The 25431-nt window shown below is 72.9% G+C and carries 22 protein-coding genes; 12 read left to right on the plus strand and 10 right to left on the minus strand.

Translation table 11 applies throughout. The features are described from left to right. Window positions 1-78: 78 nt before the first annotated feature. Entirely contained in the window at window positions 79-1641 is a 1563-nt protein-coding gene (locus tag AB0G16_RS10325; protein WP_362801735.1) for an FG-GAP and VCBS repeat-containing protein, read from the minus strand. 94 nt (window positions 1642-1735) lie between these two features. On the opposite strand from AB0G16_RS10325, the gene AB0G16_RS10330 reads away from it, so the two are divergent. Continuing rightward, on the plus strand, window positions 1736-2965 hold the full coding sequence (locus tag AB0G16_RS10330) for a cytochrome P450 (protein WP_362801738.1): 1230 nt from the start codon (window positions 1736-1738) through the stop codon (window positions 2963-2965). Between the two features lie 16 nt (window positions 2966-2981). Here the strand turns inward: AB0G16_RS10330 and AB0G16_RS10335 are convergent, their stop codons facing one another. After that, complete coding sequence (locus AB0G16_RS10335) at window positions 2982-4409, minus strand: MFS transporter (protein WP_362801741.1); 1428 nt, start codon at window positions 4407-4409, stop codon at window positions 2982-2984. Window positions 4410-4523: 114 nt separating this feature from the next. Between AB0G16_RS10335 and AB0G16_RS10340 the strand changes: the two genes are divergently transcribed. The 5 genes from AB0G16_RS10340 to AB0G16_RS10360 are packed head-to-tail and all read left to right on the plus strand — an operon-like array spanning window position 4524 to window position 9874. Next, complete coding sequence (locus AB0G16_RS10340; protein ID WP_362801744.1) at window positions 4524-5480, plus strand: STM4015 family protein; 957 nt, start codon at window positions 4524-4526, stop codon at window positions 5478-5480. Further along, a complete protein-coding gene (locus AB0G16_RS10345; RefSeq protein ID WP_362801747.1) occupies window positions 5477-6793 on the plus strand; it encodes an STM4014 family protein in 1317 nt (438 codons plus the stop codon). The genes AB0G16_RS10340 and AB0G16_RS10345 overlap by 4 nt, the downstream gene beginning before the upstream one ends. Beyond that, complete coding sequence (locus tag AB0G16_RS10350) at window positions 6790-7596, plus strand: STM4013/SEN3800 family hydrolase (protein WP_362801805.1); 807 nt, start codon at window positions 6790-6792, stop codon at window positions 7594-7596. Before AB0G16_RS10345 ends, AB0G16_RS10350 begins: the two co-directional genes overlap by 4 nt. Beyond that, on the plus strand, window positions 7587-8933 hold the full coding sequence (locus AB0G16_RS10355; protein ID WP_362801750.1) for an STM4012 family radical SAM protein: 1347 nt from the start codon (window positions 7587-7589) through the stop codon (window positions 8931-8933). Before AB0G16_RS10350 ends, AB0G16_RS10355 begins: the two co-directional genes overlap by 10 nt. A 5-nt stretch (window positions 8934-8938) precedes the next feature. Next, window positions 8939-9874 carry an STM4011 family radical SAM protein gene (locus tag AB0G16_RS10360; protein WP_362801752.1) on the plus strand — a complete coding sequence of 312 codons (936 nt, stop codon included), beginning with the start codon at window positions 8939-8941 and terminating at the stop codon, window positions 9872-9874. Window positions 9875-9974: 100 nt separating this feature from the next. Here AB0G16_RS10360 and AB0G16_RS10365 read toward each other — a convergent pair whose 3' ends face one another. From AB0G16_RS10365 to AB0G16_RS10380, 4 genes are all read right to left on the minus strand, one after another. Beyond that, window positions 9975-11048, minus strand: a complete 1074-nt coding sequence (locus AB0G16_RS10365) for a DUF6745 domain-containing protein (protein WP_362801755.1) — start codon at window positions 11046-11048, stop codon at window positions 9975-9977. Between the two features lie 186 nt (window positions 11049-11234). After that, complete coding sequence (locus AB0G16_RS10370; protein WP_362801757.1) at window positions 11235-11561, minus strand: hypothetical protein; 327 nt, start codon at window positions 11559-11561, stop codon at window positions 11235-11237. An 87-nt stretch (window positions 11562-11648) separates the two neighbouring features. After that, on the minus strand, window positions 11649-12257 hold the full coding sequence (locus AB0G16_RS10375; RefSeq protein WP_362801760.1) for a TetR/AcrR family transcriptional regulator: 609 nt from the start codon (window positions 12255-12257) through the stop codon (window positions 11649-11651). Between the two features lie 34 nt (window positions 12258-12291). Further along, window positions 12292-12945 (minus strand): biliverdin-producing heme oxygenase, encoded by a 654-nt coding sequence (locus AB0G16_RS10380; RefSeq protein WP_362801763.1) that lies wholly within the window; start codon window positions 12943-12945, stop codon window positions 12292-12294. A gap of 258 nt (window positions 12946-13203) precedes the next feature. On the opposite strand from AB0G16_RS10380, the gene AB0G16_RS10385 reads away from it, so the two are divergent. After that, entirely contained in the window at window positions 13204-13632 is a 429-nt protein-coding gene (locus AB0G16_RS10385) for a hypothetical protein (RefSeq protein WP_362801766.1), read from the plus strand. A gap of 169 nt (window positions 13633-13801) precedes the next feature. On the opposite strand, the gene AB0G16_RS10390 is transcribed toward AB0G16_RS10385, so the two are convergent. The 4 genes from AB0G16_RS10390 to AB0G16_RS10405 all read right to left on the minus strand — a co-directional run bounded on the left by AB0G16_RS10390 (window position 13802) and on the right by AB0G16_RS10405 (window position 17983). Beyond that, window positions 13802-15178: an acyltransferase gene (locus AB0G16_RS10390; protein WP_362801769.1), complete on the minus strand. Its 1377-nt coding sequence runs from the start codon at window positions 15176-15178 to the stop codon at window positions 13802-13804. Then, the gene (locus AB0G16_RS10395) at window positions 15171-15911 is read right to left on the minus strand and encodes an alpha/beta hydrolase (RefSeq protein ID WP_362801772.1); all 741 of its coding nucleotides are present in this window, start codon (window positions 15909-15911) and stop codon (window positions 15171-15173) included. Before AB0G16_RS10395 ends, AB0G16_RS10390 begins: the two co-directional genes overlap by 8 nt. 120 nt (window positions 15912-16031) lie before the next feature. Next, entirely contained in the window at window positions 16032-16688 is a 657-nt protein-coding gene (locus AB0G16_RS10400) for a response regulator transcription factor (protein WP_362801774.1), read from the minus strand. Continuing rightward, window positions 16685-17983, minus strand: a complete 1299-nt coding sequence (locus AB0G16_RS10405; RefSeq protein WP_362801777.1) for a histidine kinase — start codon at window positions 17981-17983, stop codon at window positions 16685-16687. Before AB0G16_RS10405 ends, AB0G16_RS10400 begins: the two co-directional genes overlap by 4 nt. Before the next feature lie 230 nt (window positions 17984-18213). Between AB0G16_RS10405 and lon the strand changes: the two genes are divergently transcribed. From lon to AB0G16_RS10430, 5 genes are all read left to right on the plus strand, one after another. Continuing rightward, window positions 18214-20619, plus strand: coding sequence for an endopeptidase La (gene lon / locus AB0G16_RS10410; RefSeq protein ID WP_362801781.1), 2406 nt, complete (start codon window positions 18214-18216; stop codon window positions 20617-20619). Between the two features lie 219 nt (window positions 20620-20838). Further along, on the plus strand, window positions 20839-21435 hold the full coding sequence (locus tag AB0G16_RS10415) for a hypothetical protein (RefSeq protein WP_362801784.1): 597 nt from the start codon (window positions 20839-20841) through the stop codon (window positions 21433-21435). A 106-nt stretch (window positions 21436-21541) separates the two neighbouring features. Continuing rightward, entirely contained in the window at window positions 21542-23080 is a 1539-nt protein-coding gene (locus tag AB0G16_RS10420) for an acyl-CoA synthetase (protein WP_362801787.1), read from the plus strand. A 238-nt stretch (window positions 23081-23318) separates the two neighbouring features. Then, a complete protein-coding gene (locus AB0G16_RS10425) occupies window positions 23319-23483 on the plus strand; it encodes a hypothetical protein (RefSeq protein ID WP_362801790.1) in 165 nt (54 codons plus the stop codon). Window positions 23484-23918: 435 nt separating this feature from the next. Further along, window positions 23919-25340: a trypsin-like peptidase domain-containing protein gene (locus tag AB0G16_RS10430; RefSeq protein WP_362801793.1), complete on the plus strand. Its 1422-nt coding sequence runs from the start codon at window positions 23919-23921 to the stop codon at window positions 25338-25340. Window positions 25341-25431 lie beyond the last annotated feature (91 nt).

Below are 25431 nucleotides of genomic sequence, written 5' to 3' on the forward strand. Positions count from 1 at the left end.
GCGCGGGGAGGGGCCTCCCGGGTGCGCGGAGGAGCGTCCCCGGTGTTCCGGGTGTTCCGGGTGCTCCGGGTGTTTCCGCTAGCGTCCGGCGGGCGCGCTCGCGAAGGCGTAGCCGAACAGGGCGTCCTTAGGCCCGGTCGCCAGCGTCCGCGCCGTCGAGGGCTTGATGCCCGGGTGGGGGCCCTTGCGCACGGTGCCGCGCAGCAGCGTCAGCCTGCCGCCGCGCGGTGAGGCGACGACCAGGCCGCGGCCCCCCACCGTGGCCAGGGCCGCGCCGAAGTCGCCGCCCTTGCCGGTGACCAGCAGGTCGCCGTGGCGGGTGAGACCGCCGGAGCGGGTGCCCGCCAGGATCTGGACGGCGTTCTCGCCCGGTACGCCGATCGCCAGCTCGTCGTCGCCGTCCCCGTTGAGGTCACCGGCGGCCAGGGCCGCTCCGAAGCGGTCGAAGTAGCGCGGCACGCCGTCGAGGGAACGCTGCGACCACGCCTCGGAGGTGGCGGTGCGCAACCCGCCCGGGGAGCCGCGGACGACGTGCACGGTGCCGTCGCCGTAGTCCATCGCCCGCTGGTTCCGCGAGAGCCCCTCGCCCGGCACGCCGATCGCGAGGTCGTCGCGGCCGTCGGCGTCGAAGTCGCCGGTGGCCAGGGCGGAGCCGAAGAAGTCCCAGACCTCGGCGCGCCCGCTGATCCACGGGCTGTCCTGGGTGAGCATGACGGCCCGGCGGCGCCGGACGTCGAGCACGGTGACCGACCCCTGGCCGTTCTTCAGCACCGTGTCCGCGGGCGCGCCCGCGGCGATCTCGGCGCGGCCGTTCCCGTCGAAGTCCCCGGTGGCGAGCACCGCGCCGAACTGGTCGGTCTCGCGCTCGCGCTGCCCCACCCAGCCGGTCCTCTGGGTCACCATGAAGGGCTTGCGGCCCGTGAGCCCGTACACCCCGACGGCGCCGCCGCCCAGCCCGGGAGCGCCGATCACCAGCTCGTCGTCGCCGTCGCCGTCGAGGTCCCCGGCCGCGAGCGCGGCCCCGAACCGGCCGGACCCGCCCTTGTGGCCCAGGTCGCGCGCGTCGACGGTCCTCCCGGGGCGCAGGCCGCCGGCGGAGCCGTGGAAGAGGCGTACCGCGCCGTCGCCGTCGGCCCCCGGCCGGGACCGGTCCTCCTCGGAGACGCCCACGGCCAGGTCGGCGCAGCCGTCACCGTCGAAGTCGCCGGTCGCCAGCGCCGAGCCGAACGCGTCCCCGGTCTCGCTCTCGCTCTCGTCCTGGGTGAGCTCCCGGGCGGTGCGCAGGCCGTACAGGACGGTGACCGCCCCCGCGCGGGCGTGCCCGCCCGATCTGGTGTACGGCGCGGCCACCGCGAGGTCCGCGCGCCCGTCGCCGTCGAAGTCCGACGGCACACCCGAGCAGGCACGCGGCGCCCCCGAGCCCGCGGAGACGCCGGCGGAGGAGCCGGGGGACGAGACGGACGCAGGGAGAGCGGGTGCGGGAACGGCGGGTGCCGGCGGCGTGAGCGCGGGGAGACCGGGCGCGAGGGAGGCGGGTGCCGGGGAGGTGAGCGCGCGGAGGCCGGGTGCGGGGGATACGGGCGCGGGGGAGGGGAGCACCAGGGACGCCAGGAGGGCGGGGGCGAGAAGCACGGCTCTCATGGACGTGATGGTTTCTGGTGATTCGGTCTCCCGGCCCACCGGGACGTGACGTTCACATGGCCGGTACGCGTAGAGAACATGCCAGGATTGGCGCATGGAAATCGACCTGGCCGACCTGGGGTTCTGGCGGCGGCCGCTCAAGGAGCGGCACGAGGCGTTCGCGCGGCTGCGGGAGCGGGACCGGCCGGTGTTCTTCGAGGAGAAGCGGGTCCCGCTGCTCCGCTCGGGCAAGGGGTTCTACGCGCTGGTCCGGCACGCCGACGTGGTGGAGGCCAGCCGCAACGCCAAGGTGTTCTCCAGCGAGCCTGGCGTGACCAGCCCCGAGCCGCCCGGCTGGGTCAAGCACGTGTTCGGCGAGTCGATGGTCAACATGGACGACCCCAGGCACGCCCGGCTGCGGCGCATCGTCTCGCGCGCGTTCAGCCCGAAGATGCTGGCCGGGCTGCAGGGCGACATCGACGCCGCGTGCGCCCGGATCGTCGACGACGTCACGGCCGCCGGGCCCGGTGACTTCGTCGGACAGGTCGCCGCGAAACTCCCCATCCATGTCATCTGCGACATGATGGGCGTCCCCGACGACGTGCGGGCCAGGGTCCACAAGCACGTCGACATCTCCACCGCCTACTCCGGCGTGCGCCCCAGCCTGGCGCAGACCGTCAGGATGGCCGCGCAGAACACGCTCGCGCTGCTCGCCCTGCAGCGCCTGGTGATCGACCTGGGCAGGGAACGCGCCATGCAGCCGCGCGGCGACCTGGTGTCGGCGCTGGTCACCGCCAACGTCGACGGCGAGCGGCTGACCGACCGCGAGCTCGGGTCGTTCTTCACGCTCCTGCTGGTGGCGGGCAACGAGACGGCCCGCAACACCATGGCGCACGGCATCAAGCTGCTGACCGACAACCCCGAGCAGCGGCGGCTGCTGGTCGAGGACTTCGACGCGCGCATCGGCGGCGCCATCGAGGAGATGGTCCGGTACGTCTCCCCGATCATGCAGTTCCGCCGCACCGTCACCGAGGACTACGACCTGCGGGGCCTGCCTCTCAAGGCGGGGGACAAGGTCGTGCTCTTCTACGGCTCGGCCAACCGGGACGAGACGGTCTTCCCCGACCCCGACCGGTTCGACATCACCCGCGACACCAAGCCCCACGTGGGCTTCGGAGGCCCCGGGCCGCACTTCTGCCTGGGCGCCAACCTCGCCCGGCAGGAGATCAGGACCATGTTCCGGGAACTGCTCACCAGGCTGCCGGAGATCCGGTCGGTCGGCGAGCCCGAACTGCTGGTGTCCAACTTCGACAACAGCGTCCGCCGCCAGGCGTTCACCTTCTGAGGGCGTCGCCTCCGGGTCACCTGCCGGGTTCGGGAGTCGTCACGGGGCAGTTCATCTTCGGCTCCGGCCGGATCAGCACGTTCTCCCGGATGGTGAGAAAGGTGATCAGCGCGGCGAGACCCAGCATGATCGCGCTGATCACCATCGTCGTGCGGAACCCGGCGGTGAAGATCTCCGGGGAGGTGAAGGCGTCACCGGTCAGCCCGACCAGCGGTGGGATCGCGGCCACCGCGAGCAGCCCGCCGGTCCTGGCGACGGCGTTGTTGACGCCGCTGGCCACCCCGGCGTGGCGCTCGGCGGCGGTGGCCAGCACGGTCGCGGTGAGCGGCGCGACCGCCGCCGAGAGCCCCAGGCCGAACAGGGCCGCCGGGAGCAGCGCGTCCACCACGTACGACGAGCCGGGGCCGATCCGCGACATCAGCAGCAGGGCCCCCGCGCAGATCACCAGGCCGGCCGTCATCGGCAGCCGCGGCCCGACCCGCCTGGCCAGCTCGCCCGCCCGCGACGAGAGCAGCAGCATCAGGATCGTTATCGGGATCATCGCGGACCCGGCCGCCAGCGGCGAGAAGCCCGACGACACCTGCAACTGGACGACCAGCAGGAAGAAGACCACGCCCATGGCCGCGTACATGACGAACGTGACGACGTTGACCGCGGTGAACACCCGGGAGGCGAAGACGTCGACCGGTACGAGCGCCCGGGGGGAACGCCTGATCTCCAGCCAGACGAAGGCCACGCCCAGCAGCACGCCCACCACGACCGGGACGACCTCCAGGTCGATCAGGCCGTAGGTGATCCCGGCCAGCGCCAGCGCCGCCAGAGCCGCGCCGAGCACGTCGAAGCGGCCCTCCGCGCCGGGGTTCCTGCTCTCGGGCACGTGCCGCAGCGCGACCACCACGACGAGGACGGCCAGCGGAAGGTTGATCAGGAACACCCAGCGCCAGCCGGCCGTCTCCACCAGCCAGCCGCCGAGCAGAGGGCCGACGGCCGCGGCCACCCCGCCCAGGCCGGACCACGCCCCGATCGCCCTGGGGCGGTCCTCACGCGCGAAGGACGCCTGGATGATCGCCAGGGAGCCGGGCGTGAGCAGCGCCCCGCCGACACCCTGGAGGGCGCGGGCGGCGATCAGCGTCTCCACGTTCGGCGCCAGGCCGCACAGGGCCGACGCCAGGGCGAACCAGATCACGCCGATCAGGAAGACCCTGCGCCTGCCGTAGCGGTCGCCGAGCGAGCCGCCGAGCAGGATCAGGCCCGCCAGGGTGAGGGTGTAGGCGTTGACCGTCCACTGCAGGCCGGCCATGTCCGCCTCCAGGGAGGCGCCGAGCGCGGGCAGGGCCACGTTCACGACCGTGCCGTCCAACAGGGCGATGCCCGAGCCGAGCACGGTGGTGAGCAGCACCCAGCGCCCCGCCGCGGAGCCGATCCGCAGATGACCGTTGTCCATGGAGCTCATCATCGCGGACGCCCGCGACCCCCGCGACCAGGCACACGATTCATGAAGTGTCGTCCATCTCTGGTAGGACGGGTCCTGTCACGTTCAGCCCGACGGGAGCATGCCATGGACTACAGCGAGTTCGACGACAAGGTCGATGGTCTTCACAAGGGGCGGTACGCCGGCCTGCCCATCGAGGGCCTGCGCCCCCCGGGTGCCCCCATGCCCGTGGCGGGCGAGACCGCCTGGCGCCTCTCGGTCCACGTCTACGACGACGACGAGACGCTCGCCGGCCAGTTCGCGCGCTTCGTCGAGACCGTCGAGACCACCGAGGTCAAGGCGATCATCATCGGCGGGTGGGGCGAGGCCTACGAGGAGACCTCCGCCGAGATCGTCCGGCTGCTGACGGAGAACGCGGCGCGCCTGCCCGCGCTGCGCTCGCTCTTCCTGGGCGCCATGGAGGCGGAGGAGTGCGAGATCTCCTGGATCCGGCAGAGCGACGTCACGCCGCTGCTGGAGGCGTTCCCGCTGCTGGAGCGCCTTGAGGTCCGCGGCGGCTCCGACCTGGTGTTCCGGCCGGTCAGGCACGAGCACCTCAAGGTGCTGCGCTTCGAGGCGGGCGGGCTGCCCGCCGCCGTGGTCAGGGCGGTCGCCGAGAGCGACCTGCCCGCCCTGGAGTACCTGGAGCTCTGGCTCGGCACCAGCGAGTACGGCGGCGACGCCACCGTGACCGACCTGGAGGCCATCCTGTCCGGGGAGCGGCTGCCCGCGCTCAGGCACCTGGGCCTGCAGAACAGCGAGATCCAGGACGAGGTCGCCGCCGCGGTCGCCGCGGCCCCGGTGGTGGCACGGCTGGAGTCGCTCGACCAGTCGATGGGCGTGCTCACCGACGAGGGCGCCGAGGCGCTGCTCTCCGGCCAGCCGCTCACCCACCTGCGGCGTCTGGACCTGCACCACCACTTCATGACCGACCCCATGGTCGAGCGCCTCACCGCGGCGTTCTCCGGCTCCGGGGTGGAGCTCGACGTGTCGGAGCAGGAGGACCCCGACGGCGAGTGGCGTTACGTCGCGGTCGCCGAGTGACCGCGCTCGCCGTCGTCGGCACGCCCGGGGAGCGGCGGGTCACGCTGTTCGCCGAGGCCTGCGCCCGCCACGGCCTGGACGAGCCGGCGTCGCTGCCGTGGACGTCCGTGCTGCGCGGCGAGGAGATCGGGCTCGCGCCGGGCACGCTCGTGCGGATCGACTCGCCGGGCGAGGACGCCGAGGCGGACGAGCTGCTGCGCGGCCCGGGGGAGCCGTCCCGGGTGGGCGGCGGAGCCCGCTGGTACGCCACCTTCGTGGCCGGGGCGGCGCGGATCGGCCGGGCCGTGGCCCGCACGCCCGGCGCCGTGCTGCTCGCCGACGTCGGCGAGATCGCGGTGATGTTCGACAAGCGGCTCTGCCACGCCCGGTTGTCGGCCGCCGGGGTCCCGGTCCCGCCCGCCCTTCCCGGGCCGATCGACGGCTACCGGGAGCTGCGCCGGAGGATGGACGAGGCCGGGTGGAGCCGGGTGTTCGTCAAACCGGCCCACGGCTCGTCGGCCTCCGGGATCATCGCCCTGCAGGTGCGCGGGGAGAAGGTCAGGGCGGTGACGTCGGCGGCCCTGACCCCCGGCCACGGCCCCGGCCGGGGTTCCGGCCTCGGCCCGGTCTCCGGTCCCGGTCCCATCCCCGGTCCCGGTCCCATCCCCGGTCCCGGTCCCATCCCGGGTCCGGGTCCGGGTCCGGATTCCGGCTCCGGTTTCGGCGAGTTGCACAACTCCCTGCGCCTGCGCTCCTACGAGCACGAAGGCGACCTGGCACTGATCGTCGGCCTGCTGGCCGCGGACGGGCTGCACGTCGAGCGCTGGTTCCCCAAGGCGAGCCTGGCGGGACGCGCGATCGACCTGCGGGTGGTCGTCGTGGACGGCACCCCCACCCACGCGGTGGTCCGGGCCGGGCGCGGCCCCATGACCAACCTGCATCTCGGGGGCGCGCGCGGCGATCTCGGCGCCGTCCGGGCCGGTCTCGGCCCCGACGGCTGGGCCCGGGCCCTGGACGTCTGCGCGCGGGCGGCGGCCTGCTTCCCGGGCAGCCTGGCGGTGGGGGTCGACCTGATGATCGGGGTGGACTGGCGTGGCCTCGCGGTGGCCGAGGTCAACGCGTTCGGCGACCTGCTTCCCCGGCTGGGGGGCCTGTCCGGCGGCTCCGCCGAGGGCCTGGACACCTACGACGCCCAGGTCCGCGCGATCCTGGCCCGGCAGAAGACGCTCCCCCAGGGGACCGCCGGTCACGAGGCGGCCGGTCACGAGGCGGCCCGATCGGGTCGGGCCGGCGCGGTTCCCGCTCCGAGGGAGGCCGCCCCGTGCGCGACATGAACGAGATCGTGGGCAGCCACGACCTGCTGCTGGTGACGCTCGACACGCTCCGCCACGACGTGGCCGAGGAACTGATCGCGGCCGGGCGCCTGCCCACCCTGGCCGCAGCGTTGCCGGGCGGACGCTGGGAGCGCCGGCACAGCCCCGGCAGCTTCACCTACGCCGCGCACGCGGCGATCCTCGCCGGATTCCTGCCGACCCCGGCCGCGCCGGGACCGCATCCGCGGCCGTTCGCCGCGGCGTTCCCCGGCAGCGAGACCACGACCCCGGGCACCTGGGTGTTCGACGCGGCCGACCTGCCCGGCGGGCTGGCCGCGGCCGGCTACCACACGATCTGCGTCGGAGGGGTGGGGTTCTTCAACAAGCTCACCCCGCTCGGGTCCGCGCTCCCGGCGCTGTTCGCCGAGAGCCACTGGGAGCCGGAGTTCGGCGTCACCGCCCCCGCCTCGTTCGAGGCGCAGATCGCGTGCGCCGAGCGGGCGGTGGCAGGGGCGCGGGGGCCGGTCTTCCTGTTCGTCAACGTCTCGGCGCTGCACCAGCCCAACTGGTTCCACCTGCCGGGCGGCACCCCCGAGGAGGGCGACGGCCCGCGCAGCCACGCCGCCGCGCTGGAGTACGTCGACCGGCACATCGGCAGGCTGTTCGCGCTGATGAGCGAGAGAAGGCCGGGGTACGCGATCGTCTGCTCCGACCACGGCACCGCCTACGGTGAGGACGGGTACGTCGGGCACCGGATCGGCCACGAGGTCGTCTGGACCGTGCCCTACGGTGAGTTCACGATGGAGCGGGGGCGATGGCGATGACGTCGGATCCGGGCGCGAGCCCCTACCAGGGATATGTCTACGCGTATCCACACAAGACGGCCTACCGGCCGCTCGACCCGCGTCCCTCGCTGGAGCGGGTGTGGGCGGACGAGCCCCTCGGCCGCCTCTTCCTCTACCTGCACATCCCGTTCTGCGAGATGCGCTGCGGGTTCTGCAACCTCTTCACCCGCACCGGCGCGCCCGAGGAGCTCGTCGACGCCTACCTCGACGCGCTGGAGCGCCAGGCCGGTGCCGTACGGGACGCCCTGGGCGATCCCCGGTTCGCGGCGGCGGCCGTCGGCGGCGGCACGCCGACCTACCTGAGCGCCGCCGAGCTGACCCGGATGTTCGACCTCGTCGAGAAGATCACCGGGGCCGACCTGCGGGCCGTGCCGCTGGCGGTGGAGACCTCCCCGGCGACCGCCACGGCCGACCGGCTGGCGGTCCTGGTCGAGCGGGGCACCACCCGCGTCTCCATCGGCGTGCAGAGCTTCGTCGACGCCGAGGCCCGCGCCGCGGTCAGGCCGCAGAGGCGGCAGGAGGTCGAGACGGCGCTCGGCCTGATCAGGGAGGCCGGGTTCGAGACGCTCAACATCGACCTGATCTACGGCATCGACGGGCAGACCGAGACGTCCTGGCGGTACTCGCTGGACGCCGCGCTGGCCTGGAAACCCGAGGAGATCTACCTCTACCCGCTGTACGTCCGCCCGCTCACCGGTCTGGGCCGACGCGCCCGCGACTGGGACGACCAGCGGCTCGCCCTCTACCGTCAGGGCCGCGACCACCTGCTCGCGGCCGGGTACGAGCAGGTCTCGATGCGGATGTTCCGGCTGCCGGGCCGCTCCTCCCCGGCCGAGTACACCTGCCAGAGCGACGGCATGGTCGGGCTCGGCTGTGGTGCCCGCTCCTACACCTCCGACCTGCACTACTCCTACGAGTACGCGGTGGGCGCGGGCGCGGTGCGCGGCATCATCGACGACTACGTGCGGCTGCCCGCCGAGGAGTTCGCGGTCGCCAACGTGGGCTTCACGCTCGACGAGGAGGACCGGCGCCGCCGCCACCTGATCCAGTCACTGTTGCAGGCCGAGGGGCTGGACCGGGCGGCCTACCGTGACCGCTTCGGCGCCGGGGTGGAGGCCAACTTCGGCGCGGAGCTGGAACGCCTGGCCGTCCGGGGCTGGCTCGAACCCCAGGCTCCGGAGGCCCGGGAAGAACCCGGCGCGGGATCCGGGCGGATCCGTCTCACCGCCGAAGGACTGGCCCATTCCGACGCCGTCGGCCCGGCGCTGTTCTCCGGCCGGGTCCGGGCGCTGATGGCCGGCTACCAGGAGCGGTGAGCGCGATGCCCGATCCGGTGGACCTCCCGGCTCCCGGACGATTCGTCCCCGTGCCGCCCGCGGGCGGGCGGGACCCGGAGCATCTGACGATCCTCTACCGGGGGCCGCTGGCGAGCTGCGACTACGACTGCCCCTACTGCCCGTTCGCCAAGCGGCGCGACGACCCCGGACGGCTCAGGCTGGACCGGGCGGCGCTGGAGCGGTTCACCGCCTGGGTGGCCGGTCGCGACCACCCGGTCTCGGTGCTCTTCACCCCGTGGGGGGAGGGGCTGGTCCGCTCCTGGTACCGCACGGCGATGGTCGAGCTGAGCCACCTGGCGCACGTACGCCGGGTCGCCATCCAGACCAATTTCAGCTGCCGCCCCGGCTGGCTCGCCGAGGCGGACCTGGACACGCTCGCCCTGTGGGTGACCTACCACCCGGGCCAGGTCGGCTACGAGCGTTTCCTCACCCGCTGCCGTGACCTGGCGGCCCGGGGAGTGCGTTTCAGTGTCGGCGTCGTCGGGCTGCCCGATCACCTCGAACACGCCCGCCGCCTCCGTGCCGACCTTCCCGCCGGGGTCTACCTCTGGGTGAACGCCGCCGAGGGCGCCCTCTACACCGACGAGGAGGCCGAGGCCTGGACGGCCGTCGACCCGCTGTTCTCGTACAGCCGGACGCCGCACCGCAGCGCCGGGATGCCGTGCCGCACCGGGGAGAGCGTGATCTCCGTCGACGGGGACGGCACGGTGCGGCGCTGCCACTTCGTCCCGGACGTGCTCGGCAACCTCTACGACGGCACGTTCCGGCCGGCCGCCAGGGCGTGTCCGGCGGCGCTGTGCGACTGCCACATCGGGTACGTGCACCTGGAACCGACCGGCCTCTACGACGTCTTCGCCGGGGGGATCCTGGAACGGATCCCGGCCCGCCTCTCGGAGACGGGCCGCCCGGCACCGGACTGACCGGCACCGGGCCTCGCGACATCGGGTCTCGCGGCATCGGGCTGACCGAGGGACCGGCAGGCAGGAAGGCGGGTACGCGGGCCGGCCCCGGTGGCTCTCCTCAGGTCTCGCGCTCGGGGCGGTAGTCGGACTCGGAGAGCTGGAAGGTCCAGGCCACGCCCTCGCGGGCGGTGCGGGTGGCGGGCGGGACGCGCAGCCAGTAGCGGTTGAACGTGCCGTCGGGCTCGGCGGTGGAGTTGATCACCTCGACCATCACCACCGGCTCGTCCTCACCCAGCTCGATGCGCCACAGGACGCCGGTCTCGTCGCGGTGCACGGGGGTGGCACCGGACTCGGCGAGGTAGCGGTCGTAGCCGAAGTGCTCCAGCATGACCCTGCGCAGCTCGGCGTTCTCCTCGGCCTGGATGCGGCCGGGGGTCAGGTTCGCGATGGAGTCGCCGAAATCGGCCGGGACCGGCATGCCGTGCCAGGCGTGCAGGGCGAAGCCGTCGGGGTAGACCAGGGCCGGGCCCTCACCCCGGTGGAGCCTGCCGGAGTCGTCGCGGTGCAGCTCCGCCGGACGCTCACAGATCAGCGCGACGCGTTCGAACGGCCACCACCAGCCCGCCGCCCCGGCCACCTCGGCCAGCCCCTCCACCTCCGGCCGGCCCAGCGCGTCGAACATCGAGAGCCACGGCGCGTCGTGCTGGCCGAGCACGGCGTCGAGCGTCGAGGCGCGCAGCGCCGCCCCGGTGACCTCCGACTCCTCGGACGCGGCCACGGCCCGGCGGATCTGGGTGACCAGCCGGTTGACCGGCCGCCAGAGACGGTCACCGGTCAGCGACCAGGCCAGCGGCCAGGCCGTGGTGCCGAGCGCCGAGTGCACCTCGGCCCTGGCCCGTTCCCAGGGCGCGGTCCGCACCGCGTCGCGGACCGTCCTTCCGGCACCGAGCGTCACGATCGCCCTGGCACCGGCCAGGGGGGAGTCGACCCAGATGATCTTCTCGGGTTCGGGCAGCCCGCCGAGCCGGTAGGCCAGCCGCACCCCCTCCTCGGCCGCGGGCCGCTCGGCGGGCCCCTGGCGGAAGGCCACCTCCTCCCAGCGGAGCGCGGCGGCGTTCAGCGCCTCGGCGGCCCCGGCCGTGAGGAGCCCGGCCGGCCCGGCGGGGGCGGAGGTCTGGGTGATGGCGGTCAACGTGTGCTCCTGGGGTGGGCGGATCGGTCGAGGGGATCGGCCGGGGGCGGGCCGGTCGAGGGGATCGGCCACACGGGCCGATCGGGTGGATCGGCCGCACGGGCCGGTCGAACGGGGCCGGTCGAGCGGATCGGCCGCGCGAACCGGTCGTCGGGCGGGCCGGCCGGACGAGCCGGTCCGGCGGGATCAGTCGGCGACGACGCGGAAGGCGCCCGGCACGTACTCACGCTGACGCTGCACGCGATACCACCCCTTGGGCAGCGGGATCGCACCGTGCTCCTCGTGCACGACGCGCCCGCCCGAGGGGACGTGCAGGAAGTCGGGGTCGATCGGGCGCAGGCCGCGCACCAGGGTGCCGGGGCCGACCACCGCGTGGGCGTGGCCGGTGGCCTCGCCCAGGGCCAGCACCAGACGCCCTCGGGCGTCACGCGGCACGGACGGCGAGGACAGGGCGGCGGCGGGCACCGCCTCCTCGGGAACGGGGATGATCAGGACGTCTCCCTGGCGATACATCTGGTGCGCTCCTTGCGTCGGGGGTCGAGGGAAAGCTAGCCGCCCCCACCGACATTTCCCCATCGCCGCCGACCGGCCGCCGTGGTGTCAGGCGGACTTCCCGCGAGCGCCCAGGCCGCGCAGCACGAAACCCGAGACGATCTCCTCGGCCTCTCGCGGCGTGACCGCGCCGCTGAGCAGCGGGACCCGCTCGGCGCCGATGACGGCGAGGATCATCCGGGCGGTGGCGGCCACGTCGGGGGCCTGGAAGTCGCCGGAGGCCACGCCGCTGTCGATGATGCCGGTGAGGATGCGCTGCATCGGCTCGACATGGTCGGCCAGGCGCTGGTAGGCGTCCGGGCCCAGGGCGGCGGACAGGTCGGCCGGACCGGGGTGGGGGTGGGCGAGGAGCCCGTCGAGCTGGAGCCTGACGAACACCCGCAGCCGCTCGGCGGGCGTGGCCCGCTCCGGGAGCTCCCGCTCGTAGCCCTCGATGAAGTAGTGCGTCACCCGCTCGGTGAAGGCGAGCAGCAGCGCCGCCTTGTCGGGGAAGTAGTTGTAGAGCACGGTGCGGGTGATCTGGGCCTCGCCGGCCACGTCGGTCATGGAGATGGCGTCGATGCCCTGGTCGCGGGAGAGCCGCGAGACCGCCCGCAGGATGCGATCCCGGGTCTGTGCGCGGTGCTCACCGACGGTCGCGGCCGAAATCCGGGGCATGGACCCATGGTCGCACAGCGCCCGGCGTCTGGGGTCAGGCCGCGTACTCCGGCCGGGTGACCCGGGCGAGCTCGCCCAGGACCTCGGTGTTCAACAGGTAGGCCAGCCTGGTCTCGCGGATCAGGCGCCGCTTCTCTGCCTCGTCCAGCGGCAGCGCGTCCAGCCTGGCCCGATAGTCGTTCTTGAAGCGGGGCAGGCTGCCGATCCCGTCGAAGCGGTAGAAGTCGACGCCGCCGCCCGGCCGGTAGCCGTAGATCTTCTCCAGCTCGATCCGGATGAACTGCCCGCCCGACAGGTCGCCCATGTAGCGGGTGTAGTGGTGGGCGACGTAACCGCCCGGCCAGGCCGCGACCTGGTTGATGCGGGCCACCAGGGTCAGGGTCGGCTTGGAGGGCTCGATCCTGGAGCGCCAGCCGGAGCCGTAGATCGTCTCCAGGTCGCGGACGAGCGCCTCCTCCCGGTAGAGCTCGGGGATGACGAACGGCGCCGCGACGGGGTCGGCGGACAGGGAGCGGGAGGCGCTCTCCAGGGCCACGTACGCGAAGTAGTGCTGGGCGACCATCTCGCCGTAGGCCTCGGGGCTGAGCCGGCCGGCCATCAGTGCCTTGAGGTAGCTCTCGTCCTCGGCGGACTCGTGATCACCCCAGGTGGCGTTCCTGAGGACTTCGGAGAACGACGGCTCGCTCATGATCACTCCGAGACAAGAGAAAATTTATGACACAGTGTCACAAAAACCCCGTGGCCCCGTCAAGCCGACGACGGGGGAGTGCGGCCCCCACGAAACGGCCCCCGCGCCGGAGGAGACGGAAGGCCGTGAGAGGGTCGGGTGCTCGACGGTGAGCGCCCGGCCTCCCCGGCGGCTCACCGCGCCGGCGGGTTCGTCCTCCGGCGCGGCGGCCCGGTGAGGGGCGGCGGGCCCGGAACGGCCCTGCGAGGAGACACGGACATGGGAATTTCGATCTACTACACCGCGCGCCGTGAACACGGGCTCGACACACGGGAACGGGAGCGGATCGCCGGGATCCTGGCGGAGGAGAACCGGGACCTGTCCGAGCGGCTGAACCGGAGCCTGCCGGGCTGGAAGGAGGAGGGGATCGTCCCGGAGCACGTCACGGACGCGGGCGAGATCTGTGAGGAGTTCGGCTTCTACGCCGTGGACGGATCCGAGGAACCCGGCGTGGTCCTGCGGGGTTCCACCAAGGTCTCCCACGGCGACTGCGGGATCGAGCCCATGCTCGCCCAGTTGGAGCGGTACATGAGCTCGACGCTCGGACGGCTCAGGTCCGCCCTGCCGGGCACCGAGTGGGACGTCCACGTCGACGACCAGACGCTGATCTGGGACGAGGAGAACGGCGAGTACGCCTTCACCTCCTGAGGTCCACTCGAGAGCTCCGAGGGTTTCTGCTGTCAGAACATGCCGGAGGTTCGGTCGAACCTGCGGTGCTCGTGTCGGAGCCGACCATCCTGATCGAAGCGCCAGGAAGAAGATCAACAGTCGGCGCGGGAATTCACCGGGACGCGGTCAGACGAGGTCATCCGGCTTCTCATGGTTTAACGATCTTCGACTTTCCGCTCGGCCGTCTCGGCGTCGATCGTCCCGGTATCGACCGCGGAAGCCAGGTGAGCGCGAGAACGACCGCGAACACCGGGAGCCAGGCCAGCCGGTACGCGAGCCAGACCGGTTCGGCGGGAAGCCCGAGCAGGCCGGGCACGTCACCGAAGCGCAGGGCCGCCAAGGCGATCAGCGACGGCGCGGTCTGGTGCCACAGGAAGATCGTCATCGCCGAGAGGTTGACCAGCGCCACCGCCGCCCACACCCGGGGGCGGCTCATCAGCCGGGCCAGCGGCTCGCGTACCAGCAGCGCCAGTCCCACCTGGGCCAGCCCGAAGCAGGTCGCGGCGAGCGTGGGCGGGCTCAGGTTGGAGACGGCCGCCCCGGTCACCCCCACCATGCTCGCCGGGTACCCGAAGCCCGCCACCAGCGCCACCGCCCCGGCCGTCCCGCCGGCCAGCAGCCCCGCCGCCGTCCGGCGCGAGGAGAGCAGCCCGCCCGCCAGGGCGATCCCGAGTGCGTACGGCACCAGCCAGGCGGCCACCAGGTTCGCCCACCCCACCCACGCGGGGCCGCCGATCCCGAACCGGACCAGGTCCGTCCCGAGCACCGCCGCGAACGCCGCCACGGCCGTGACGACCGGGTGGACGCGGAGCAGCAGCGGAGCGGTCGCGGTCAGCGCGGCGAAGACGGCCAGGAACCACAGTGGCCCGACCGCGGGGAGCGCCATCGCCCGGATCGTCTCCACCGGGGTCCCGCGCAGTGCCATCCCGGCCGCGATCCCCGCCCAGACCAGGAGGAGCGGCACCGCCGGCCCCAGCAGCCTCCGCATCCTGGCGCCGGAGTGACCGGAGTGACCGGAGTGACTGGACTGACTGGACTGACCGGAGTGACCGGAGTGACCGGAGTGACCGGAGTGATCGGGACGCCCGGAACGGCGGGAACGGCCGGGACGCCCGGAGGGACCAGGACGATCGGGACCAGCGGAGCGACCGGGACGGCCGGCGGGTCGCCGCAGGCTCCGGGCGGCCGCGTAACCGCCCACGAAGAAGAAGATCGCCAGTGTCTGCAGCACCCAGGAGGCCGGGGTGAGGGCGGGCAGGTGGGCGAGCGGGCTGGACAGGCGAACCCGGCCGCCGGGGGCGTGCGCCCAGGCCGTGACCAGCCAGTGCCCGGTGACCACCCCGAGGATCGCCAGCGCGCGCAGCGCGTCCATGCCCCGGTCCCGGCCGGCGGGAGTGGCCGCCTCGATCCTCTCGGCCGCGCCGTCCACCGCCGTCCCGATCCGTCCGGCGGCGCGGGTCCCCGTCGTCCCGGTCCGCTCCTTCGCGCCGTTCTCCGCCTCGAGCCGGGCGACACGGTCAGGCACCGGACACCTCACCCGTCCGGCCGAGGGCGATCAGCGTCAGGTTGCGCAGGGACGTCCCGCCCGGCGCGAAGTAGTCGCTGTGCCCGGCGGCGCCCGCCGCGAACAGCCTGGCGCCGAAGGCCGGGCCCATCGGGTCGGGGCCGAACCCGAGGGGTCCGATCCGGGTCTTGGGGACCTTCCTCATCCAGTCGCCGCTGCCGCTGCCGGCCCACAGCCGGGCGCCGCCCATCCCGTCGGCCGGGGAGACGCCCAGGCCGGGACTGCCGAAGACGGCCACGTCCTCGACGCCCGCGCCGGGGGCGGCCTTGGCGCACACGACCGAGCCGTAGCTGTGGCACAGCAGGCTGACCCGCTTGCCCCGAAGTGTCTCGGTGACGTACCGCCGCAGGTCCACGGCGCCCCGCTCGGCGGCCCCGTCGTTCAGCACCGCCAGGCTCTCGATGGCCGGGCTGTCGTACCCGAGCCAGGCCACCACCGCCAGCCGGGCCCCGGGGGCCAGCGACCGCGCCTCGGCCAGCACCGCGCGGGCGCCGCCCTCGGGGGTGCTGTACGGCTTGGCGCGCCCGCGGTCGAAGGAGGCGGAGGTGGTGCCGGAGCCGGGGACGACGACCGCGACGTGCTCGGCGGCACGCAGGTCCCCGTAGACCCTGATGATCCGGTCGCCCGGGAGGGCTGGGACGAACACGTAGGTGAGGGCGGCTGCGGTGACCACGGCGAGCGCGCGGCGAGGCATCGGGAAACTCCTGTCCGGTCGAGGAACCGAACAGAACGCTAGGAATCCGGGCGGGTCACCCGCATCGCCCCCGGGGACCTACCCCCGCCTCACCCCGGGGGGTGATGGGGTGCCCGGCGGTCACCCGCCCGGGCGGACCAGGCCCGTCTCGTAGGCGTACACGATCGCCTGGGCGCGGTCGCGCAGGTTCAGCTTCGCCAGGATGCGGCCGACATGGGTCTTGACGGTCTGCTCGGAGAGCACGAGCTCCTCGGCGATCTCCTGGTTGGACCTGCCCCGCGCGATGAGCGCGAGCACCTCGGTCTCGCGCTCGGTGATGTCGTCCAGCCGCCCGCGCGGCCGGTGCGGGCCGACGCGGGCGAACTCCGCGATCAGCCGCCGCGTCACCGAGGGCGCCAGCAGCGCCTCCCCGGAGGCCACCACACGGACCGCCTCGGCGAGCTGCTGCGCCGAGGCGTCCTTGAGCAGGAACCCGCTCGCCCCGGCCCGCAGCGCCTCGTAGACGTAGTCGTCGAGGTCGAACGTGGTCAGGATCAGGACCTTCGGCGCCGGATCGGCGCCCTCCGTGATCTTCCGCGTCGCCTCCAGGCCGTCCATGACCGGCATCCGCACGTCCATCAGGACGACGTCGGGCCGCAGCTCGGCCACCCGTGCCACGGCCTCGGCGCCGTTGGCGGCCTCGCCGACGACCTCGATGTCGGGTTGCGTGCTCAGGAACACGGTGAAACCGGTCCGTACCATCCCCTGGTCGTCGGCGATGAGCACCCGGATCGTCATGCGTTCTCCATGATCGGCAGTATGGCGGTGACCGCGAACCCCGTGCCGACCGGCCCGATCCACAGGCTCCCGCCGAGCATGGACACGCGCTCGCGCATCCCGATCAGGCCGTGTCCGGCCGGTCCCGGCAGACCGGGGGAGCGGTGCCCGGCGGTGTTCGTCACCTGGACCCGCAGCTCGGCGCCGGAGCGGACGATCGTGATCGAGACGGTGGAGCCGGGGGCGTGCCGCATGGCGTTGCTGAGCGACTCCTGGGCGATCCGGTAGGCCGACAGGCTCACCGCCGCAGGCAGCCCGGTCAGGTCGCCGCCCAGGCGGAGCGTCACGGTCAGCCCGGCGGAGCGCGCGGTGCCGACGAGCTCCTCCAGGCGGCCGAGACCCGGCTGCGGCGCGGTGTCGGGGTGCTCGTCGCCCTCCCTGAGCACGCCCAGCACGCGGCGCATCTCGTTCATGGCCGCGAGCGAGAGCGTGCGGATCTGCCCGAGCCCCTCCTCCAGGCGCGCCGCGTCCCCGGCCGCCTGCAGCGGGACGGCCTCGGCCTGGATGGCGATCACCGACATGTGGTGGGCGACGACGTCGTGCAGCTCCCTGGCGATCCTGGCCCGCTCCTCCAGGACGGCCTGCCCGGCCAGTGCCTGCTCGCTGCGCCGTTCCTCCTGGGCGAGCCTGCCGAGGGCCAGCCGCCGGGCGCGGACGTTGTGCCCGAACAGGACGGTCACGGTAACCATGAGGGTGACGACGGCCATCGAGTCGGGGTGGATCATCCAGGCGCCCAGGACCGAGACGATCCACGCGCCGACGGTGATCCGCCGCTCGCAGCGCACCGCGACCGCGTAGACCACGAGCGTGAACATGATCGCGACAGCCGCGGTGTACGGCATGTCGAGGAGCTGGCGGCAGATCATCGTGCCCAGTGGGATCAGCAGCACCGCCGACCGCCACGCGGCCAGCGGCCAGCGGTGGCGCAGCGCGAGCGGCAGGGAGAAGGCCAGGGCCGCGAGCACCAGCCCCTGCACGTCCAGGGAGGAGCGCGTCTCGGCCACGAGTTCCCTGAGACGGCCCAGCTCGGTCTGGAACAGCAGGAAGGCCAGGGCGAGGTCGGCCAGCAGGACCAGGTCGATGTTCCGGAACGGCAGCACTCCCAGGACCTGGGGCACCCGCGGGTTGAGCCGGCCGGTCCGGGGCCGGGGCGGATCGGGCGCCCCGGTCACCAGCGCCTCGACGAGCGGGGTGATCAGGCGCAGGACGGCCTGGCGGGCCGCACGCGCGCGCCGCCGAGGGGGAGGGGACGTCACCGGGCCAAGCTTAGGCAGCCCGGCCGCGCCCGGCCTCACCCCGGAGGGTGAGACCGCACGTCACCCCCTGGGGTGAGGGGGACGACCGGCCCGGTACGCCCGGCTCGAGGGAGCGCCCTCGCGTCTCGCGATTACATCATTACGATCGCTCACAGCGAACTCGCTCATCCTCGGGAACATTCTGCGGCTCCCATTAATTGAGCCTGTATAACTCAACCCTTGGAGTTCACATGAGTGAGAGCTTGATCCTCCCGGTCCTGCCGCTCGACGACGAGGTCGTGCTGCCGGGCATGGTGGTCCCGCTTGACCTGTCCGAGCCGGAGGTCCGGGCCGCGATCGACGCGGCGCAGGCTCTCTCCGAGAACAAGCCCGAGGTCCTGCTCGTTCCCCGGATCGACGGCCGGTACGGCTCGGTGGGCGTGCGGGCGATCGTCGAGCAGGTGGGCAGGCTTCCCGGTGGCGAGCCCGCCGCCGTGGTGCGCGGTGCCGACCGGGTCCGGGTGGGCACCGGCACGACCGGTCCCGGTGCCGCGTTGTGGGTGGAGGCCACGGTCATCCCCGTGATCGCGGCCGGCGAGCGCGCCCACGAGCTCGCCAGGGAGTACAAGGCGCTGGCCACCACGATCCTGCAGAAGCGGGGCGCCTGGCAGGTCGTCGACGCGGTCAACCAGATGAGCGACCCGTCGGTGCTCGCCGACAACTCCGGCTACGCCCCCTGGCTGACCACCGCGCGCAAGGCCGAGATCCTCCAGACCGCCGACCCGGCCGAGCGCCTGTCGATGCTGGTCGAGTGGTCGCGCGAGCACCTGGCCGAGCTCGACGTGGCCGAGACGATCCGCAAGGACGTCCAGGAGGGCATGGAGAAGCAGCAGCGCGAGTTCCTGCTCCGCCAGCAGCTCTCCGCGGTCCGCAAGGAGCTCGCCGAGCTCAACGGCGACACCTCCGCCTCCGAGGAGGAGGACTACCGCGCCCGCGTCGAGGCCGCGGACCTGCCCGGCAAGGTGCGCGAGGCCGCCCTGAAGGAGGTCGACAAGCTGGAGCGGACCTCCGACCAGTCTCCCGAGACCGGCTGGATCCGCACCTGGCTCGACACCGTCCTCGACATCCCCTGGAACGAGCGGACCGAGGACTCCTACGACATCGCCGCGGCCCGCGCCGTCCTGGACGCCGACCACACCGGCCTCGACGACGTCAAGGACCGCATCATCGAGTACCTGGCCGTCCGCGGGCGCAGGGCCGAGAAGGGCCTGGGCGTGGTCGGCGGGCGCCGCAGCGGCGCCGTGCTCGCGCTGGCCGGTCCTCCCGGGGTCGGCAAGACCTCGCTCGGCGAGTCCGTGGCCCGCGCCATGGGCCGCACGTTCGTCCGTGTCGCCCTCGGCGGCGTCCGCGACGAGGCCGAGATCCGGGGCCACCGGCGCACCTACGTCGGCGCGCAGTCCGGCCGGATCGTCCGGGCCATCCGCGAGGCCGGCTCGATGAACCCGGTCGTGCTGCTCGACGAGATCGACAAGGTCGGCTCCGACTACCGGGGCGACCCGACCGCCGCGCTGCTGGAGGTGCTCGACCCGGCGCAGAACCACACCTTCCGCGACCACTACCTGGAGGTCGAGCTCGACCTGAGCGACGTGCTGTTCCTGGCGACCGCCAACGTGCTGGAGTCCGTCCCCGGCCCGCTGCTGGACCGCATGGAGATCGTCACGCTCGACGGCTACACCGAGGACGAGAAGGTCGCCATCGCCCGCGACCACCTGCTCCCGCGTCAGCTCGACAAGGCAGGCCTCACCGCCGAGGACGTCGTCATCGGCGAGGACGCGCTGCGCTCGCTCGCCGGCGAGTACACCCGGGAGGCCGGGGTCCGCTCGCTGGAGCGCTCGATCGCCAGGATCCTGCGCAAGGTGACGGCCAACGTCGCCCTCGGCGAGGGCGAGCTGCCCGTGGAGGTGGGCGACCTCGTGCCCTACCTGGGACGCCCGCGCCACGTGCCCGAGTCCTCGCTCCCCGAGTCCAGCCAGCGCACGGCGGTGCCCGGCGTGGCCACCGGCCTGGCGGTCACCGGGGCGGGCGGCGACGTCCTGTACGTGGAGGCGTCGCTGGCCGACCCCGAGACCGGCGACACCGGCCTGACCCTGACCGGCCAGCTCGGCGACGTCATGAAGGAGTCGGCCAGGATCGCCCTGTCCTACCTGCGCTCGCGCGGCGCCGAGCTGGAGCTGCCTGTCGGGTCCCTCAAGGACCGCTCGGTGCACGTCCACTTCCCGGCCGGAGCCGTTCCCAAGGACGGCCCGTCCGCGGGCGTCACCCTGATCACGGCCCTGGCCTCGCTGCTGTCCGGGCGGCAGGTCCGCGCCGACGTGGCGATGACCGGCGAGGTCTCCCTCACCGGCCGGGTGCTGCCGATCGGCGGGGTCAAGCAGAAGCTGCTGGCCGCCCACCGGGCGGGCATCACCACCGTGCTGATCCCGGCGCGCAACGAGCCCGACCTGGACGACGTGCCGCAGGCCGTGCGCGACGAGCTCACCGTGCACACGGTGAGCGACGTGCGCGAGGTCCTGGCCATCGCGCTCACCCCGGCCCGGACGGCCGGGACCGCCGGTACGACCGGGACCGCCGAGGCGCCGGGGCGCGCCGCCGCCTGACCCGCGGTCACCGTGACGGCCCCCTCCGGGAACGCGTTCGGCGCGTCCCCGGAGGGGCGACGGATCACTTTCCTTTTACCGTTATTCCGTGATTCATCCGGAAAAAGGAAAGTGATCAGCGAGGTGACCTCGGGATTCAAGCGAGGTGAAAGTAACGGGCAATCGGGACGTCGTACAACAGGGGAGACAAAATCCTCACACCCGAGAGGAACCCCTCACATGCGATTCGTCACCCGAATCATGCTGGGCGCCGGTGCGGCGACCCTGATCGCGACGGGCGCCCCGGCGATGGCCAACGCCGAGACCGCCGCCCCCGCCCAGACCGTCACCGCGACGAGCCCCTACTTCGCCGACACCTGGGGGCCCTACGCCTCCGGTGACGAGCGTGCCGAGGCCGAGGGCAAGGTCACGGTGGAGAAGAAGGTCACGAAGCACTGGTACTGGAAGAAGTACCCCAAGGTCGTCAAGAAGTGCACCTGGCACCACGGTAAGAAGAAGTGCGTCTGGGTGAAGACGTGGTACAAGAAGCACGTGTGGAAGTGGGTGCCGCAGTACCACTACACCGTCGACAGCACGCTCACCAACCACAAGTGGTGGGGCAGGTCGAAGCACTCCTGCGCGTGGGAGACCTTCAAGGTCGTGGGCTTCGACGGTTCGACCGACTTCACCAGCTTCAAGAACTGCTCGAAGAAGCCCGCCCACTACTCCTTCGACGGCAAGAACGCCGAGCACATCTACGTCAAGGTGAGCCGCGGGCACCGCGGCCACCCCAACGGCTACCAGAGCGGCTGGAAGCCCGTCTACCACCACGCCTGATCCCCGCGATCCTCCGGCGCGCCGAGCCCGGTCCCCACACGGGGGGCCGGGCTCCGCGGCGTGCGGGTCTTCCGGGTGAACCCCATACCGAGTAATGTTCGGTTTCATGCACCCGGGAGCCATCGCAGCAGTAACGCCGGACAAGCCCGCTGTGATCATGGCGGAATCCGGGCAGGTCGTCACCTACCGCGAGCTGGACGAACAGTCCAACCGCCTGGCTCACCTCTTCCGCGCCGCCGGGTTGCGGCCGGGCGACCACATCGCCTTCATGCTGGAGAACCACCCGCTGTTCCTGGTGGTCGCCTGGGCCGCGCACCGCTCCGGCCTGTACTACACCGCCATCAGCTCCAGGCTGAAGACCGACGAGCTCGCCTACATCGTCGACAACTGCGAGGCCCAGGTCTTCATCTCCTCGGCCTCGCTCGCGGACGTGGCCGCCTCCGTCACCGACCTCACCCCCAGGGTCCGGCTGAGGCTCATGACGGACGGCACCGCGCCGGGCTTCGAGCCGTACGAGAAGGCGGTCGCCGCCCGGCCGTCCACGCCCCTGGAGGACGAGTGCCAGGGCGCGGACATGCTCTACTCCTCCGGGACCACGGGCCGCCCCAAGGGCGTCAAGCCCGCGCTCTCGAAGGCGCCGCTGGACACCCCGGGGCCGCTGCTCCAGCTCATCCAGTTCCTGTTCGCGCCCTCGGCCGACAGCGTCTACCTCTCCCCGGCGCCGCTCTACCACGCCGCCCCGCTGCGCTACTCCATGAGCTTCCAGCGGCTGGGCGCCACGATCGTGGTGATGGAGAGGTTCGACCCGGAGGAGGCGCTCGCGCTCATCGAGCGGTACCGCGTCACCCACTCGCAGTGGGTGCCGACCATGTTCATCAAGATGCTCAAGCTGCCCGACGAGACCCGCGCCCGCCACGACCTGTCGTCGCTGGCCTGCGCGATCCACGCCGCCGCCCCCTGCCCGGTCCCGGTCAAGGAGCGGATGATCGACTGGTGGGGGCCGATCGTCCACGAGTACTACGCCGGGACCGAGGGCAACGGCTTCCTCTACGTCGGCTCGAAGGACTGGCTGGAGCACAAGGGCACCGTCGGCCGGCCGCTGCTCGGCGTCGTCCACATCTGCGACGAGGAGGGCAACGAGCTGCCGCCGCGCGAGCACGGCACCGTCTACTTCTCCGAGGGGCCCCAGTTCGTCTACCACGGGGACGAGGCCAAGACGATGTCCTCCCGCGACCCGCTGGGCCGTGGCTGGACGACCCTGGGCGACATCGGCTACGTCGACGAGGAGGGGTTCCTCTACCTCACCGACCGCCGCTCCTACATGATCATCTCTGGTGGGGTGAACGTCTACCCGCAGGAGGCCGAGAACGTCCTGTCGGTCCACCCCAAGGTGGCGGACGTGGCCGTCTTCGGCGTACCCGACGAGGAGATGGGCGAACAGGTCAAGGCCGTCGTCCAGCCGGCCTCCATGGACATGGCCGGCCCGGAGCTGGAGGCCGAGCTGATCGAGTACTGCCAGGCCAATCTGGCCGTCTACAAGTGTCCCCGGTCGGTGGACTTCCGCGACGCGCTGCCCCGGCATCCCACGGGCAAGCTCTACAAGCGCCTGCTGCGCGACGAGTACTGGCCCGCCACGTCGTCCTGACCACGCCCTCCGTACGGGCGGGGGCGTGCTCCGGTACGCCCGGCGGCCCGCGTGCCCTTCGGCGACCCGCGTGCTCTCGGCGGCCCGAGCCCGGTTCCCGGAGAAACGCGCGTGAAAGCGGCCGGAAATCCGGTTCCGGACGCGCCCGGCAGGGAAGACGCCGTTCAACCGGATCCGGCGTGAGGCGCTGCAGCGCCGAGGGCCGGCGCGGCCGGTCGTCAAACCGAAAGGATCTCGCATGACGCTGCCCCAGCCACTCATGTGCAGGACGTGCGGAGCGATGGTGGAACACCCCGGACGCCATCGGGAATGGCACGAGGCCCTCGAACGCCTGGTGCCCGGTCTGGGGGCCGAGCTGGAGAGAACACAGGGGAACGGCACCGATCAGGGTTTCACCTTCTAGCCCCCGCGGCCCCCGCGGCCTGCTCCCGACGACCGGGCCGCCTCCGGTCCCGGGAGGCGGAGCGGGCCGCGGCGGCCGCGGCGGCCGGGACGGCGGACCGGGACCGCGGATCGGGACCGCGACCGGGACCGGGACCGCGACCGGGACCGCGTGGATCGGGGCGGCGGGCCCCGGCGCGTCCCGTGTCCGTGCCGACCGGCTTTCCCACCGGCTCGGCCGCCGGCCCCGGGCGTGCCCCCGGAGAATTCTTCCGGCTCTCTCCCGTCTCCTGCAGGGGCTCCGAGCACGGCTGATAAAGCCGTTGTCAGGAGAAGGCGATCACTCGGATCAGGGGCTTAACCAGGTCTTACGCGGGGCCGGGCATGCTTTTCATCAACCGGTGGACACCGGTTTCCGCCCCGTGGAACCGGGGGGACGTGGGACGTGGGGGAAGACATGGAGCCGACAAGGAACGAGCAGCAGGCCACATCGACCGAGGCGACCCCCGGCAACGACGGCTGGACCCAGTTCGGCAGGGTGCCGCCGCGCGCGGGGACCTATCGCACCGGTTCCGACGACACCGCGCCACAGCCGACGCTGATCCACCCGGTGCCCGAGCACCTCGGTGCCGAGGCGCCCGGGGGGTCCGGGGGGACAGGCGCCCACGGTGACGGGCACGGCGGGCACGCCGAGCCCGGCGGGCACGGGGCCTGGGGCGCCCACGGCACGCCCGCCGGGGTCCCGGCGCGGCACGGACGGCTGAGCGCGGGACAGAAGCTGGGGGCCGGCCTCGCGCTGGCGGCCATGGCCGTCGGGGGTGGGGTCGCAGGGGCCTTCGCCGCCACGGCGCTGAACGAGCCCGCCGTGACGGTCTCGTCCTCGGCACCGGTCGTCAGCCCGGTCGGCAACGCGACGACCGTCGCCGACATCGCCCAGGCCGTCCAGCCCTCAGTGGTGTCCATCGAGGTCAAGACCGCCGCGGGCGGGGGTGAGGGGTCCGGGGTGGTTCTCTCGTCCGACGGCCTGATCCTGACCAACAACCACGTGGTGGCCGCCGGGGGGCAGAGCGCCGAGGGGAACCAGGTGACGGTCAGGTTCAGCGACGGCAAGAGCGCCACCGCCAAGGTCGTCGGCACCGACCCGGCCACCGATCTCGCGGTCATCAGGGCGGAGGGCGTCTCCGGCCTCACCAAGGCCTCGATCGGCGACAGCGACCGGCTCAAGGTGGGCGACTCCGTCCTCGCCATCGGCAGCCCGCTGGGCCTGTCCGGATCGGTGACCGCCGGGATCGTCAGCGCGCTGAACCGCACGCTGACCGTCGGCGGCGACCAGGGACGGCAGCAGCTCCCGCCGGGCTGGGGCGGGCCGGGGCAGGCGCAGGGCGGGGGCGGAGGCATCACCATCGGCGGTGCCATCCAGACCGACGCGGCGATCAACCCCGGCAACTCGGGCGGCGCGCTGGTCAACGCCGCCGGGCAGGTGGTGGGCATCAACACCGCCATCGCCACCAACGGCGGCGAGGGCAGCATCGGTGTCGGCTTCGCCATCCCCATCACCACCGCCAACCAGGTGGCCCAGGAACTGATCGCGGACGGCAAGGTCTCCCACGCCTTCCTCGGGGTCAGCGTGACCGACGCCACCGGGGACGCGGGCGGCGCCCTGGTCGGCCAGGTCACCCAGGGCAGCCCGGCCGACAAGGCGGGCATCAGGCAGGGCGACCTGATCACGAAGATCGACGACACGGTCGTGGACGAGGCCGCCACCGTGGTCGGCGCGGTCCGCGGCTTCAAGCCGGGCCGGCAGGTGACCATCTCCTACGTCCGGGACGGGCAGCCGCAGACGGCCACCGTGACCCTCGCCGAGAAGACCGCCGAGTAGGGTTCGGGCGTCCGGGCGCCGCCGGGGTCGTCACGACGTGCACCTCGCGCAGGGTGGCGGTGGCCGCGAGCCTCGGCTCGGGCGGGTCCTG

Source organism: Streptosporangium sp. NPDC023615 (genome assembly GCF_040640155.1).
In the GTDB taxonomy this organism is placed as follows: Bacteria; Actinomycetota; Actinomycetes; order Streptosporangiales; family Streptosporangiaceae; genus Streptosporangium.